Below are 14,096 nucleotides of genomic sequence, written 5' to 3' on the forward strand. Positions count from 1 at the left end.
AGGCCGCACCCGAGAATGAACGTTCACGGGATGCCAAAGCCAGGCCACACGGCGGAAAACCAAGGACCGTCAGGACACCGATTGATAAAAGCACGGCATTACGCCTGAAACTGACAGTCATCCTGTGATATTCAAGGCCTTGCACAGTAGTAAGCCTGCTGATTGAATGATGGAACCGGAAATGGGGGCCCGGCACAACTTACTGACAAGGAGTGGCAACATGGGCATTATCGGATTTCTCATTTTGGGCCTGATTGCTGGAGCCATTGCAAAGGCAATCCTGCCGGGTCGCCAGGGCGGCGGCTGGGTAGTGACCCTGGTCCTCGGCGTCGTCGGAGCCATTCTGGGCGGCTGGATTGGATCACTCATCTTTGGCGGCGGACTGGCCGAATTCTTCGACCTCAGGACCTGGCTGCTGGCCATCCTCGGCTCCATCATCGTGCTGCTGATCTACGGGGCAGTCGCCAACCGCAGCGGCCGCAGGGTGTAGCCGCAGCACAAAGTCAACTGAACAAGAAGCGCCGGACTCCCCAAAAGGAGGACGGCGCTTTCTCTGTTCCGCGCCGCCCCAATTTGCCTTCCCTGGTGCGCACCCAATTCCTGCCAATGGCCTTTATGATGGCGAAGGGGTGGTGTAATGACCAGTTTTATGGGCCATGGCGATGATGTGGCATTACAAACTTTTGGCGTGGTCATGGATGCCAGCCCGGACGCACTGCTGGCTTTGACCGCGGACGGTATTATCCTTGCGGCCAATTCTGCAGCGTCAAGGCTCTTCGGCTTACCAAAGGAAGCTTTTGCCGGCCTGGACCACCGCCCACTGATTGCCGAGAATTTCCGCGACGAGGTAGGCCAGTTGTTCCTCCAGCTCCTTGCAGAGCCGGAAGGGCATCCGCTGCCCCGCGAGATCAGGGGACTCCGTCACGACGGCAGCGAGATCCCCATCGAAGTGGCGGCCGCACTCCTCCCCCAGCCAACCGAGGACCACGCCCGCGCAGAGCGCGGACCCGAAGGGCAATCGGAAGAACGGGCAGGGCAATCCGGAGCGCGGCTGCTGCTCTCCGCCCGTGGCACGGCACACCGCAAGGCGGCGGACGAGGATCTGCGCGAGGCCATGTCCTTGTTGACGGCCACCCTTGAATCCACTGCCGACGGCATCCTGGTCATGGGCAATGACGGCAGGGTGGCTGGGTTCAACGAACAATTCCTTGCCATGTGGCGCATCCCGCCCGAGTTGATGGAAGCGGACAGCGGAGAACCGGCCATGCAGCTCATCGTGGAGCAGGTGGCAGACCCAGCGGCCTTCACCGCCCGGCTGGGCGAACTTCAGGAAGACCCGGCCGCCGAGAGCCACGACGTGGTCGAGTTCAGGGACGGCCGCACCTATGAAAGATATTCCCGCCCCCAACGGGTAGAGGAAAAGATCGTTGGACGGGTGTGGAGCTTCCGCGATGTCACGCCCCGGCGAAAAGCGCAGGAGCAGGCGCACAGGGCCATGATGGACCTGGCCGTCCAGGCCGAAAAGCTGCGGGCCATGGCGTTCCAGGACCCCCTGACCGGGCTCGCGAACAGGGCCGTGTTCAACGACGCCCTGGCCGAAGCACTTCAGGAAGCCCGGCTGAAGACGGTGGATGTCCTGCTCCTTGACCTGGACGACTTCAAGGAGGTCAACGACATCCTTGGCCACCAGGCGGGTGATGACATGCTCATCGAAGTGGCACGCCGGCTTCGCGGCTGCGTCCCTACAGCTGACGTTGTTGCACGATTGGGCGGGGACGAGTTCGTGGTGCTGTTGACGGCGTGCCCGGATGCCGACGCCATCGCGGCGTGCATCGTGCGCTGCCTGCACGTCCCCGTGACCATCGACGGCACTGTCCTCCGGCCGAGCCTCAGCCTGGGCCTCGCCTCGTTGGGGCAGGACAGCGTTGGGCCCTCGGAACTCCTGCGGCATGCCGACATTGCCATGTATGCGGCCAAGGCGGCAGGCAAGAACCGGTTCCTCCGCTTCCACCCGGACATGATGCAGGCACTGGTGCAGCGCACCCACATGGAGGGCGGGCTGCGGCTGGCTGTTCCGCGCGGCGAAATCACCGTGGATTTCCAGCCGATCGTGTCGCACCGCATGGGGCAGGTGGTCCAACTCGAGGCGCTGGCCAGGTGGGACCGCGGCGGCGAGCGGGTGCCGCCGTCGATCTTCATCCCCCTTGCCGAGCGCACCGGGCTGATCGGCGAGATCGGGGCCGAAGTAATGGCCTCCGGCATGGTGCAGCTGGCGCGATGGCTCAGCGAGGATCCGGCGCGGTCCCTGGCGGTGAACGTCTCCGGGGTCCAGCTCCAGGAACCGGACTTCGCCGAGACCGTCCTAAGGCTGGCGGCAGCCAGCGGCGTGGCCCCCTACCAGCTGGTCATGGAAGTTACCGAGAGTGTGTTTTTCGACGCCGACTGCAGCCTGATCCGGCAACTCAGCACGCTGCGGGACGCCGGGGCCAGGGTGGCACTGGATGATTTCGGCACCGGCTACTCCTCACTGGGCCGGCTGCAGGACCTGCCCGTGGACACGGTCAAGATCGACAAGTCTTTTGTGTCCATGGTGCGGACCGGCAACGAGCGCCTGCCGATCCTCAGCTCCATGATCAACATGGCCCACAGCCTGGGGCTGACCGTCACGGCTGAAGGGATTGAGACGGCGGCGCAGGCGGATTATCTGGCCGCGCTGGACTGCGATTCGCTGCAGGGTTACCTGTTTTCCTTGCCGGAGCCAGGCGAGCGGCTTGGCCACGCATTGCAGAACGCGGAGGAAGCCCTCAATGCCTTGAAGGGGCGGTAATTTTCCGGCCCATTCCAAGGATGCGCGGGATATTATGAGGGGGCGTCTCCGCCGTGGTCTCCGGCGGCTCCGCCCCTGTTTTGGGGCATTGGGCGCAATTAGGGGGAAGGGGTCTCCGTGTCCCAGTCTGGTCTCTTGGAACACCGTGTCAACAGCGGTAGGTTGCGGCTGTGGCCGCAGATCGTGGCGGCAGCGTTGGTCCTCCCTGGACTCGGGGTGTTTTTGGCAGTGAACTGGGGCACTCCGGCCGCCCTTGTTACCGGCGACTTCCTCATTTTGGCCGCGTCCCTGGTGGCCGGGGTGAGCTGTGCGCGAGCCGGTGCCCGAGGTGGTGCGAACGCGAAGGCCTGGACCTATATGGCTGCGGCGTCCTTCGTCTGGGCAGCCGGAATGGCGCTCTACGCGTTTTACGGCCTTCTGAACGACCATGTTTACCCCTTTCCCTCCCTGGCAGACGCCCTGTTCCTTGGCTACTCGGTGCCCGCTGTCGTGGCGCTGTTCTCGTTCAAGCGGCGCGCCGGCACTCCCGTGGCGCTGTTTCGGGCGGTCATGGACGCCGCCGTCATTGCCGGCTCGGTGCTTGTGGTCAGCTGGTACACGGCCCTTGGCCCCGCCTTCAACGCTGTTGGGGACCCACTGACACGCCTTACCGGGATGGCCTACCCCGTGGTGGATCTGGTGATCACGTCCCTGGTACTGGTCCTGGCCATGCGGCGTCAGCCGGGCGAGCGCCTGCCCTGGCTCTGTTTCGGTGGCGGCCTGGTGGTGCTGGCCGTTACGGACAGCATTTACGTGCGCATGACGTTCGACGGCGTGACGGGAACCACCGGATCACCGCTTGCCTTGGGCTGGATAGGCGCCTTCCTCATCATCGCCATGGCTCCTGCTGCACCGTACGTGGAGAACACAGGCCCGGACCGGAAGGGGTACACGCTTGCACTGGAACTGCTCCCATACGTTCCCCTCCTCCTGGCTGTACTCCAATTCGCCGGCCCGCACCTGCAGGAGCTCGATCCGTTCCTTCTCGTAGTGGGAGCCACTGTCCTTGCCTCCGTGCTGGTCCGTCAGGTGCTGATCGTCTTCGAGAACATCAGCCTGACCGGCGGACTCGAGGATGAAGTGGCTGCCCGCACCGTGGAACTTGAGGCGGCCCGGGAGGCGGCGTTGGAATCCAGCCGTCTCAAATCCGAATTCCTGGCTACCATGAGCCACGAAATCCGCACTCCGATGAACGGGGTAGTCGGCCTAACCGGGCTCCTTCTGGAAACCGGGCTGGACGAGACGCAGCGTCAGTACGCCCAAGGGGTTAAGGGTGCGGGGGAATCGTTGCTGGCCCTTATCAATGACATCCTCGATTTCTCGAAGCTGGAGGCCGGAAAGGTGGACCTGGACGTCCGTCCCTTCGACCCCAGGGTCCTCGTCGAAGAGGTGGCCGCCCTGCTGGCCGAACCTGCACTGGCCAAGAACCTGGAGCTGATCGCCTACTGTGAGCCTGACGTTCCTGCCCGTTTGCAGGGCGACTCCGGCAGGATCCGGCAAATATTGCTCAACCTTGCCTCCAATGCCGTGAAGTTCACGGCATCCGGGGAGGTCTCCATCCGGGTCACGGCCAAGGACCCGGGCTACGGCCCGGGAAGCACCGCGGCAATTGAGTTCGAGGTCCGCGACACCGGCATTGGCATCAGCCCGGAACATCACGGCAAATTGTTTGAATCCTTCTCGCAGGCGGATGCTTCCACCACCCGCCGCTACGGCGGTACGGGTCTTGGCCTGGCCATCTGCAGGCGCCTGACCGCTGTGATGGACGGTGCCATCGGGATGGACAGTGCGCCGGGCCAGGGCAGCACATTCTGGTTCCGGCTGCCGCTGCCCATAGCACCCCCGTCCACGGATCCTGTGCCGGCCGCCGGATTCCTCACCGGTCTCCGCGTCCTGGTGGTGGATGACAATGCCACAAACCGACTGGTCCTCGAATCCCAGCTCCGTGGCTGGCGCCTTGAACCGCAATCCGTTCCGGACGCGACGGCCGCTTTGGAAGTGGCCCGCGCCGCGCGGCAGGCCGGGACACCCTTCCATTTCGCCGTTTTGGACTACTGCATGCCCGACACGGATGGCCTGGAGCTGGCCCGGCGCATCAAGGCCGACGCAGCACTTGCGGGCATGGAACTGATCATGCTGACCTCGACCATGCAGGTAGACCCGGCAGAGATTGCCGCCGCGGGTGTGCGTGAGTGGCTGATGAAACCCGTCCGCAGTTCCGAGTTTTACAACCGGCTGGTCCGCCTGATCTCGACCCGCGAGCCCACACCGGAATCCTGGAGCCGCCCAAGGCCCGCCCGAACCGCGCAGGCTGGGCGCGGCACGCCGCGCCGCGGGCAGATCCTGGTCGTTGAGGACAATGAGGTGAACCAGTTGGTGGCACGCGCAACAGTCGAAAAGTTCGGCTACGCGGTGGATGTGGTGTGCAACGGTGCCGAAGCGGTGGCGGCCGCGGCCGCGACAAGATACTCCGCCATCCTGATGGATTGCCATATGCCGGTGATGGACGGCTTCGAGGCAACCCGCGAGATCCGCCGCCTGCCCTCTGCAATCCGGGTGCCCATCATTGCCATGACCGCAGGCGCCCTCGATGGAGACCGGGAACGCTGCCTCGCCGCGGGCATGGACGATTACCTGTCAAAACCCGTGGACGCGGCTGCCCTGGAAGCTGCGTTGTCCCGCTGGGTTCCCGTGCAGCTCCCGCAGCCTCTTGCTGTCACCGGAGGTCCTTCCGCCGGAAGCCCCGGGCCCGCACTGGACCCGGACCGCCTCGCCGTCCTTAGGGACCTGGGCCAGGATGACGGAGGGGCATTGTTGCGGGCAACGCTGGAGGCGTTCCGACGGGAGAGCCAGGTGCGCGTGGCGGCGCTTCGCGCAGCGGTTCCTGGCGACAGCCAGGTCCTGGTGCAGGCTGCCCACGCCCTGAAGGGGTCCGCGGCAAACATCGGAGCCTCCGGCGTGGTTTCGGTCTGTGCCGAGCTCGAAGAGCTGGGCCGCAACGGGCAACTGGGCAACGCCGAGGGACTCGTCAGCCGGCTCGAGGCTGAACTGCAGCGGTTGGACGCCGAACTGGAGGCCGCAGTGAAGGGGGACCATTGAGAGTTCTCGTAGCGGACGATGATCCGGGGTCGCTCCTGGTGGCCAGGGCCGCCGTCGAACGTTCGGGGCATGACTGCATGACGGCTGCGGACGGTGGCGAGGCATGGGCCCTGTTCCAGGCACACCGGCCGGATGTGGTGGTCACCGACCGGATGATGCCCGTGATGGACGGATTGGAACTCTGCCGGGCCATCCGTGCAGAGGAGCCTGACCTGTACACCTACATCGTGCTGCTGACCTCGCAAGGATCGCGCGACGACGTTCTGTCCGGGCTCGAGGCCGGCGCCGACGACTACGTCACCAAGCCGTTGGACCCCTTTGTCCTGCACACCAGGCTCCTAGTGGCGTTGCGGATCACCACGCTTCACGCGGACCTCGCACACTACCGGAAAGTTCTCTCGGAGCAAGCGCGCACCGATCCCCTGACCGGACTTCACAACCGGTTGAAACTTTCAGAGGACCTGGAGCAACTGCACGCCCGGAGCGCCCGCCATGGCGAGGGGTACAGTGTGGCGCTGTGCGACGTGGACAATTTCAAGAGCTACAACGACCTCTACGGTCACCAGGCCGGCGATCTGGCCCTTCGGGCGGTGGCATCCACCCTCGCGGCAACGGCACGACGGACTGACGGTGTCTACCGGTTCGGGGGCGAGGAGTTCCTGCTGGTGCTTCCCCGACAGGGCGTGATCGGGGCCAGGGCCCTTGTGGAACGGGCGTTATGCGCCGTACGTGACCTGGCCATACCCCATGCCGGCGACCCATCGGGCCAGTTGGGGTTCAGCGCTGGAGTCTCCGGGTTCTCCGCGGGGCATGTGGTGAGTGCCGAAATGCTGCTAAATGAAGCCGACGCAGCCCTTTACGCGGCAAAGGCCGCAGGGCGGAACCAGGTGATGCTCGCACCGTAGGCGCTATGCTGCCTTTTTCCCGCCAGACTTCTTCTGCGGGGCCTTCTGACCGGACGGCCGCTGCTCAGCAACGGCTGCCGCATTGGCGGGTGTTTCTGCCGGCCGGCCAGCGTACGGCGTCACGGCTGTTGCGGAAGCAGCAGGTTCAGCGTGCACATCGGGTGCGGCGGCGCGGTTGCGGCGCCAGCGGCGGACCAGGTCGACGGCGGCCAGCAGGCCCGCGAGGGGGGTCAGCACAGCTGCCGCGTAGACGAACAGCATCCAGGTCAGGGTGGTGAGCGGTGGCTGGTTGTTGTTGAGCAGGGACAGTCCGCCCAGCATTCCAACAACCCAGAACAGCACTACGGCCGTCAGGACAGCGCCGGCAGGAAAATACTGGTTGGTCACGACTTTTTTCAGGGTTTCCATGCACTTCCTCCTGCCTGGCCGGGGGGACGGCGAAAGCCGCTCAAAAACAAGTATGGGGCCCGGCCGGCGCGAAACCGTGCAAGACGACACGGCGAGTGATCAAGCTAACGTAACCATCCGCCGTCGTCCGAATTCCCGGGCCAAAATAAGGTCCGGCGCCCTTCCCGGAAAGGCCCTGGGCGCATACCGTAATGCCTGTCCGCTCGAAAACTGGAGGTTCCCATGCGCAAAGTCACTGCCGGCCTGTTCCACTCCGTGGACGGGGTGGTGTCCGAACCCTTCAAGTTCCAGTTCGACAGCTTCGACGACGAACTCGGCGCGGGCCTGACCAAGATGATGAACACCGTGGATACCGTGGTCCTGGGCCGCGTCAGCTACCAGGAGTGGGCTGGTTATTGGCCCACCGCCTCGGCAGACCAGGACTTTGCCGCGTTCATCAACCCGGTGGAAAAGTTCGTTGCGTCACGCACCCTGACCGGGCAGCTGGAATGGCAGAACTCTCAGTTGATGGACGCTCCGCTTGAGGAGTTCGTTGCCGCCCTGAAGGACCGCGACGGCGGCGAGATCGCCGTGTGCGGGAGCATCTCGGTGGTGCGGCAGCTGCTGTTCGCCGGGCTGCTGGACTCGCTGCAGCTGATGACGCACCCGGTCATTGCCGGCAGCGGCCGCAGGCTGTTCCAGGACGGTGACCCGCTGACCCGGCTGGTGTTGCTTGACCAGTCCACCACCAGCAAGGGCAACGTGCTGAGCACCTACGGGGTCCGCGGGGACTAAGCCTACGCGGCCAGCGGGGCCCCGAAAAGCTCCTCCGCAAGCCGGGACAAGTGGTCCGGGATGTCCGCTTCGGCCCCGTGCTCGCCGCGGCCGAGGAAGACCGCGGTGCCACGGATCCCGTCAAGGTCCAGGCCGCATTCGTGCATCAACTGCCCGGCGCGGAAGTTGACCGGCAGGAGCATGGTGACGCTTTCGGCGTTGAGGTAGACATGCCAGTCGCCGCGGATCACCGACTCCAGCGGCCCGCCCACCAGGGCTTCCAAGGCCTGCAGGTCTGCCGGCACCTGCTCGATGCGCATGGGCTCGGAATTGCCGGCCGGTACAACAAGTGCTGTATAAGTTCTGTTGTTCATCGTTCATTTCTCCTTAGGTTTTAACACCGGTGGAGACGGCAGTGTTCCCGGTAACTATGCCTTCCCGGCCAACGCTGCGATGTCGGCGGGCGTGGTCCGGCAGCAGCCGCCCACGATGCGGGCACCAAGCTGCCGCCACTCAGGGGCACCTGTGCCGAGGCTGGAGGGAGCACCGCTGCCGGAAGCCGCCCGGTCCTGGCTCCACGTCTTTGTCGCGGGATGGTAGGTCTCTCCCGAATTGGGATAGGCCAGCAGCGGCTTGTCCGTGTGCAGGCCCAGTGCTGCGAGCGCGGGAGCGACCAGGTTGAGCGGGACGCAGTTCACACCCACGGCGGCGACGTGGGGCTGTCCGTCAAGGAGCCGGGCCACGTCGGCGAGCGGGGTTCCGTCGCTGATGTGCCCGCCGTCGCGCAGGGAAAAGGAGAACCAGGTGTCGACGCCGTGTTCCCGGCTGAGTGCCAGGAGGGCTTCGGCCTCAGCGAAGGAAGGCAGCGTTTCCAAGGCCAGGAGGTCCACGCCGGCGTCCACCAGCGCGGCGATGCGGGGGCCGTGGAAGTCCTGGAACTCTTCTGCGGTGAGGGCGTAGTCCCCCCGGTACTCCGAGCCGTCCGCAAGGTAGGCACCGTAGGGACCCACGGAACCGGCGACCAGCAGCGGCCCGGCGTCCGGGTGGTCCTCCAGATGCTGCCGCCGCGCTTCATCCGCCAGCCGGGCGGACAGCGCAACGAGCTCCAGGGCTTCCCGTTCGCCCATCCCCCGCGCCGCAAACCCCCGGGGCGTGGCCTGGTAGCTGGCGGTGGTGGCGATGTTCGCGCCGGCGGCGAAGTAGTCCCGGTGCACGTCCCTGATCAGCTCGGGCTGCTCCAGGAGGACCTTGGCGGACCACAGTGCGTCGTTCAAATCGCAGCCGCGGGCCTCCAGTTCGGTGGCCAGGGCGCCGTCAGCTACGAGGCCTGCGCCGGCGTCAAGCAGGGTGGACAGGGAACGGCGGCTAGGCATCGCACCTCCGGTCGATTGGTGGCTGTTTTGTTCATTATAGGCAAGTTTCCATGCTTGTAATGCATATCACCGTGTGCCACGATGACTGCAGCAACGACCATTACAGGAGGAATATTCGTGAGTGTGCACCTGAACAGTGTCCGCAAGCTACGGGTCCACTGGCCCATCAGTGCGGAAACCTTCGGCCGGATAGCCGCCGGAGACGCCAACGCCGTCCAGCAGGATCCGGGGCTGGCAGAACTCCTGCACACCGTTGGGCATTACCCGGACCTCGGTGATTTCGGGAACTACAAGCACGTCTTCGAATCCGGCATCGGATTCGAAGGATTCTCGTGCGGCGAAGGGGCGTCGCCCACGCTTGGCAGGGTGGGCGAGCAGACCCTCTCCCCCACGTTCGTCTTCACCACCTATTTTGATGCCACCCTGGACGAGGCCGTCCTGGAACGGGTTATGCAGGAACTGGTGGCCATCCACCCGTGGGAACTGCCTGTCATCGAGGTGACCGGTCCCGTGAGCGTGGCCGGTGGGCTGCACCGTAAAACCCCCTCGGCGGCGGCAGCATCATGACACTCACCACCACTGCCGCCTGGCCCGCGCTTCAGTCCGCCCTGGCAGGCAGGACGTTCACGGACCTCACCCATGCCTTCCATCCAGGCCAGCCCCGTTTCGCCGCCTTTCCGGACGAAACCCGGGAGGCTCTTTTCGACCTTGAAAGGGGCGACGGGTTTACGGCCCACCGGTATTCGATCGTTGGCCAGTGGGGCACGCATGTGGATCCGCCTTCCCACTTCATCCGGGGTGGACGCACCCTTGACCGGATTCCAGTCCAGGACATGATTCTTCCCCTTGTGGTCCTGGACATCACCCGGCGGGTGGAACGGGATCCGGATGCAACCCCCACCCTGCAGGATGTGCACGGATGGGAAGACCGGAACGGAAGAATCCCGGCTGGATGCTTCGTTGCCCTGAGGACCGGCTGGAGCTCACGGTGGCCGGACGGAGATGCCATGGCCAACAAGGATGCGGACGGAGTCAGCCACACTCCCGGGTGGTCCCGTGAGGTGCTGTCCTTCCTGGCGGAGGAACGCTGGGTTTCGGCCATCGGGCACGAGCAAACGGACACCGATCCGGGGCTGGCAACCTCGCAGGGGGACTTTGGCCTGGAAACCTACATCCTGGCGAAGGACCGCTGGCAGATAGAACTGATGGCTGATTTGTCCGGCCTCCCTGAATCGGGTGCCGCAATCGTGGCCAGCTGGGCCAAACCCTCCGAAGGGAGCGGCTTCCCGGCCCGCGTCTTCGCCATCTCCTGACCCGGGCGGGCGGTCCTCTAGACTCGGACCATGTCGAGGACTTCAAGCATGGGACGTGGCGTCATGGCCGTCCTGGCGGCCGGGGAACGCCACCTGCGTGGCCTCCCCGGCGGCACGGTTGCAGAGATCGCTGCGGACCTGGGCAGGGACCGAAGCCAGGTTTCCAGGAGCCTGCGGACAGCTGAAGGGGAAGGTTTCCTGCGGAGAACCCCCGAACGCACCTTCGCCCTGGACTGGAGCGTCCTGACCGACGCCCTCCTGCTGACCCGGCGCCGGCTGGCAACCGACGGGACCGCCGCCCTGGAACGCCTTTCGAGGGAGACTGATGAGGGGTGCTTCCTGGGGGTCCTCAGCGGCAGGAGCACCGTAACGGTGGGCGAAAGCGTCCCGGCGAGCAGCCGGCTGGTGGGCTCGTGGCTGGGCCGGCCCTACCCTGCCTACTGCAGCGACGCCGGGCAGGCACTTTTGTGGGAAACTCCGGACGATGAGGTCCGCAAAATCTTCGCGGGCGTCCAGTTCCAGCAGCACGGCCCGAACACCCCCGCGGACGTCGAGGATTTCCTGGCACGGCTCAGGGACGCACGGGTCCGCGGCTACTCCATCGTCGACGAGGAAGCGGAGCCCGGGCTCTACTCACTGGCCGCACCCATCAGGGATTTCAGGGGCGACGTGGTGGCGGCCCTGCAGGTGGTGGGCCTGAAGGGCCGCCTTGAACCCAGCCGGTCCCGGCACGCCGAAGCGCTCGTCCGCCAGGGCCGCTGGCTGGAAGGCATGCTGGGATGGCGGTCTCCGGACAGCAACCCCTAAGGGCCGCCTACCCTTCCGGCCCGGGATGGACCGAACCGAGCCTTGCCGCGGCCTCCGCGAGGACATCCGCCAATTCCCCTGCGCGGGGTCCAACGTCCGGCTGCCCGCCCAGCACACTCAGCGAAGCGACGATCCCACCGCCCGGATCCCGGACAGGCACGGCCACCTCCACGATGCCGTGTTCGAATTCCTCCGTGGCGACAACGAAACCATGGGGCTTGTCTTTGGCCATGAGTTCCCAGGCCTCCGCGCTGGAATGCGGTGCGCCGGGACCACCGACGCCGACAAAGTTCACGTCGGAAAGCAAAGCTTCAAACCCGCGCCGCTTATGGTCCCACAACAGCGCCCTGCCCGATCCGGTACACCACACAGGCGTCACCATGCCGGGCTGGACGAAGCTGCCCGCCTGCGAATCGTTGCTGGACGCCAGGAGCAGGATGACCCTGTAGCCGTCGCGGACCGAGACCCGGGCGCGCAGCCCGGTAGTGGCCACCAGCGCCTCCAGTTCCGCCGCCGCATGCCGGATCCACCCCGTATTGAGGGTGGCGGCAAGGCCGAAGAAGCCCGTCCCTACGCGGAACGGGCCGCGTTCGCGGCGCTCCAGCAGGCCAAGCTCACAAAGCTCCTGGGTCAAACGGGAGACGCGGCTTTGGTCCATGTCCAGCTCGGCGGCCAACTGGGAGACACCCATAAGCTGCTTCCCCGCCTTTTCCCGGTCAATGACCAGGCGCACTATCCGCAATCCCTGCGCCAGCGACGCCGCCTCCGGGGAGTTATCCACCCTGCTGCTCCTTCCGACCGGCAACCAGCCTATCCTCACACGTTGCGGCACCGCCCAGCGGGAAACACCAATCAGCCGGAAGCAACGCAGTCCCGGGCACGGCGATGGCCTGGCGCGGACGTTCGGCCGTCCGCGCCAGGCCATGGAAACGGTTCAGCCCTGCGCCGTCTTTTCGGCTGCGGCCCGGCGCCCGTACCTGATGTGGAAGTAACCGTAGCAGGCGGCGACGAAAGGAATCCCAAAGTACAGCGCCGCCGCTTGGGCCGGATCGAAAGCGATGCCCACCAGGGAGACTGTGCAGAGAGTGAATGCCAGGACCGGCACCAGTGGGAAGAGCGGCGCGCGGTAGGACAAGGTGGACACGTCCCCGCCGTTCCGGACAAAAGACCGCCGGTGGAAGAAATGCGAGGCGGTGATGGACATCCAGACTCCCACCACTGCGAAGCCCGCTACCGATACCAGCACCAGGTAGACGGTTTCCGGAGCAACCACGCTGCTGATGAGTGAGGCCAGCCCTCCGAGCATGCTCACCGAGAGCGCGGTCATGGGAATGCCGCGCTTAGTCAGCTTCTTAAGCGCCCGGGGTGCGTGGCCTTCGTCGGCCAGGGAGTACAGCATCCTGGCGCACGAGAACAGGCCACTGTTGCCTGCAGACAGCAGCGCCGTGATGATGACGAAGTTCATCAGATCGGCGGCAAAGGGAACACCCGTCGCCGTGAACACCGTCACGAACGGGCTTTCGTCGAGCCCAACTTCCTGGTACGGGATCGTGGCGGCGATGACGGCGATGGCTCCGACGAAGAACACCAGGAGGCGGATGACCGTACTGCGCATCGCTTTGGGAATGCTGGTGGCGGGATCCTTCGTCTCCCCTGCGGCGACGCCGATCAGTTCAGAGCCTGAGAAGGCATAGAAGACTGCGAGCGCCGTCACCAGAACGCCGGTGAAACCGTTGGGAAACAGCCCTCCCTCGGTGTTGAAGTTTTCGAACAGGAAGGGATGGTTGCCCGATGCGCTGAGCGGGTGGAAGCCCAGGAGGGCTGCCCCGCCCAGGACGATGAGCCCGATGATGGCGCCCACTTTGATGATGGCGAACCAGAATTCCGACTCACCGAAGAACTTGGATGACACGGCGTTGAGGCCGAACAACGTTGCGGCGAAGATCAGGCACCAGACCCAGACGTCAACGCCCGGGAACCAGCGCTGCATCAGCAGGCCCGAGGCTGTGAACTCCGATCCGATGGCGACCGCCCAGCACAGCCAGTAGAGCCAGGCGGTGGCGAATCCCGTGGCGGGACCAATGGACCGGGAAGCATAGATATGGAACGCACCGGAGACGGGGTAGGCGATGGCGAGCTCCCCCAAGCAGGCCATGACCAGGTAAACCACGAAGGCACCGACGAGGTAGGCGAGAACGGCACCCAGCGGGCCGGCCTGGGAAATGGTGTAACCCGAGCTGAGGAACAGTCCGGAACCAATCACGCCGCCCATGGCGATCATGACAAGGTGCCGGGGCCCCATGGAGCGGCGGAGCCCTGATTCCGTTGACGGCGGTGCGTCCGGCTCCGGCTTGAGGGTGAGGGGGGTCGAAGATTCCAAGTGGTGCCTCCAGTGGGGGATGGTCGGAAGGACGGCCGCGGTTCGGGTGCCGGTCCATGAAAGCTTTAAGCGCGTCGACAGTGACGAAAGTAACACAAACTGGCATTTTTAGTCATCAAAATCATATTCAAATGCGAATGTTGCACTTTTATTGCTGTTACTCCGTATGTCGATTTGCCCTTCAGATGGTCG

13 protein-coding genes are annotated in these 14,096 nt (G+C 65.0%); 8 read left to right on the plus strand and 5 right to left on the minus strand.

The genetic code is table 11. From position 1 onward, the window contains the following. Nucleotides 1–220 precede the first annotated feature (220 nt). The 4 genes from AC3ANU_RS16910 to AC3ANU_RS16925 all read left to right on the plus strand — a co-directional run bounded on the left by AC3ANU_RS16910 (nucleotide 221) and on the right by AC3ANU_RS16925 (nucleotide 6,870). The gene (locus AC3ANU_RS16910; RefSeq protein ID WP_018771805.1) at nucleotides 221–490 is read left to right on the plus strand and encodes a GlsB/YeaQ/YmgE family stress response membrane protein; all 270 of its coding nucleotides are present in this window, start codon (nucleotides 221–223) and stop codon (nucleotides 488–490) included. A 204-nt stretch (nucleotides 491–694) separates the two neighbouring features. Next, on the plus strand, nucleotides 695–2,827 hold the full coding sequence (locus tag AC3ANU_RS16915) for a putative bifunctional diguanylate cyclase/phosphodiesterase (protein WP_488315988.1): 2,133 nt from the start codon (nucleotides 695–697) through the stop codon (nucleotides 2,825–2,827). Nucleotides 2,828–2,962: 135 nt separating this feature from the next. Continuing rightward, a complete protein-coding gene (locus AC3ANU_RS16920; protein ID WP_488314902.1) occupies nucleotides 2,963–5,965 on the plus strand; it encodes a response regulator in 3,003 nt (1,000 codons plus the stop codon). Continuing rightward, on the plus strand, nucleotides 5,962–6,870 hold the full coding sequence (locus tag AC3ANU_RS16925; protein ID WP_488314903.1) for a GGDEF domain-containing response regulator: 909 nt from the start codon (nucleotides 5,962–5,964) through the stop codon (nucleotides 6,868–6,870). The genes AC3ANU_RS16920 and AC3ANU_RS16925 overlap by 4 nt, the downstream gene beginning before the upstream one ends. A gap of 3 nt (nucleotides 6,871–6,873) precedes the next feature. Here AC3ANU_RS16925 and AC3ANU_RS16930 read toward each other — a convergent pair whose 3' ends face one another. Next, nucleotides 6,874–7,278 carry a hypothetical protein gene (locus tag AC3ANU_RS16930; RefSeq protein ID WP_018771809.1) on the minus strand — a complete coding sequence of 135 codons (405 nt, stop codon included), beginning with the start codon at nucleotides 7,276–7,278 and terminating at the stop codon, nucleotides 6,874–6,876. 222 nt (nucleotides 7,279–7,500) lie between these two features. Here AC3ANU_RS16930 and AC3ANU_RS16935 point away from each other — a divergent pair, with 222 nt between their 5' ends. Beyond that, nucleotides 7,501–8,052, plus strand: a complete 552-nt coding sequence (locus AC3ANU_RS16935; RefSeq protein WP_018771810.1) for a dihydrofolate reductase family protein — start codon at nucleotides 7,501–7,503, stop codon at nucleotides 8,050–8,052. A gap of 2 nt (nucleotides 8,053–8,054) precedes the next feature. On the opposite strand, the gene AC3ANU_RS16940 is transcribed toward AC3ANU_RS16935, so the two are convergent. Both AC3ANU_RS16940 and mmuM read right to left on the minus strand, forming a co-directional pair. Further along, entirely contained in the window at nucleotides 8,055–8,405 is a 351-nt protein-coding gene (locus AC3ANU_RS16940) for a DUF3846 domain-containing protein (RefSeq protein WP_018771811.1), read from the minus strand. Nucleotides 8,406–8,459: 54 nt separating this feature from the next. Next, entirely contained in the window at nucleotides 8,460–9,404 is a 945-nt protein-coding gene (mmuM, locus tag AC3ANU_RS16945; protein WP_018771812.1) for a homocysteine S-methyltransferase, read from the minus strand. A 117-nt stretch (nucleotides 9,405–9,521) separates the two neighbouring features. Between mmuM and AC3ANU_RS16950 the strand changes: the two genes are divergently transcribed. From AC3ANU_RS16950 to AC3ANU_RS16960, 3 genes are read left to right on the plus strand one after another with little or no spacing between them, the layout of a single operon-like run. After that, nucleotides 9,522–9,971: a hypothetical protein gene (locus tag AC3ANU_RS16950; RefSeq protein WP_018771813.1), complete on the plus strand. Its 450-nt coding sequence runs from the start codon at nucleotides 9,522–9,524 to the stop codon at nucleotides 9,969–9,971. Beyond that, nucleotides 9,968–10,717 (plus strand): cyclase family protein, encoded by a 750-nt coding sequence (locus AC3ANU_RS16955; RefSeq protein ID WP_488314904.1) that lies wholly within the window; start codon nucleotides 9,968–9,970, stop codon nucleotides 10,715–10,717. Before AC3ANU_RS16950 ends, AC3ANU_RS16955 begins: the two co-directional genes overlap by 4 nt. Nucleotides 10,718–10,747: 30 nt before the next feature. Next, on the plus strand, nucleotides 10,748–11,524 hold the full coding sequence (locus AC3ANU_RS16960) for an IclR family transcriptional regulator (RefSeq protein WP_488314905.1): 777 nt from the start codon (nucleotides 10,748–10,750) through the stop codon (nucleotides 11,522–11,524). A gap of 7 nt (nucleotides 11,525–11,531) precedes the next feature. Here AC3ANU_RS16960 and AC3ANU_RS16965 read toward each other — a convergent pair whose 3' ends face one another. Then, on the minus strand, nucleotides 11,532–12,305 hold the full coding sequence (locus AC3ANU_RS16965) for an IclR family transcriptional regulator (RefSeq protein WP_488314906.1): 774 nt from the start codon (nucleotides 12,303–12,305) through the stop codon (nucleotides 11,532–11,534). Nucleotides 12,306–12,458: 153 nt separating this feature from the next. Next, complete coding sequence (locus tag AC3ANU_RS16970; protein WP_488314907.1) at nucleotides 12,459–13,904, minus strand: amino acid permease; 1,446 nt, start codon at nucleotides 13,902–13,904, stop codon at nucleotides 12,459–12,461. Between the last annotated feature and the right edge of the window lie 192 nt (nucleotides 13,905–14,096).

It is taken from the genome of Arthrobacter sp. SDR-2R (assembly GCF_057747955.1).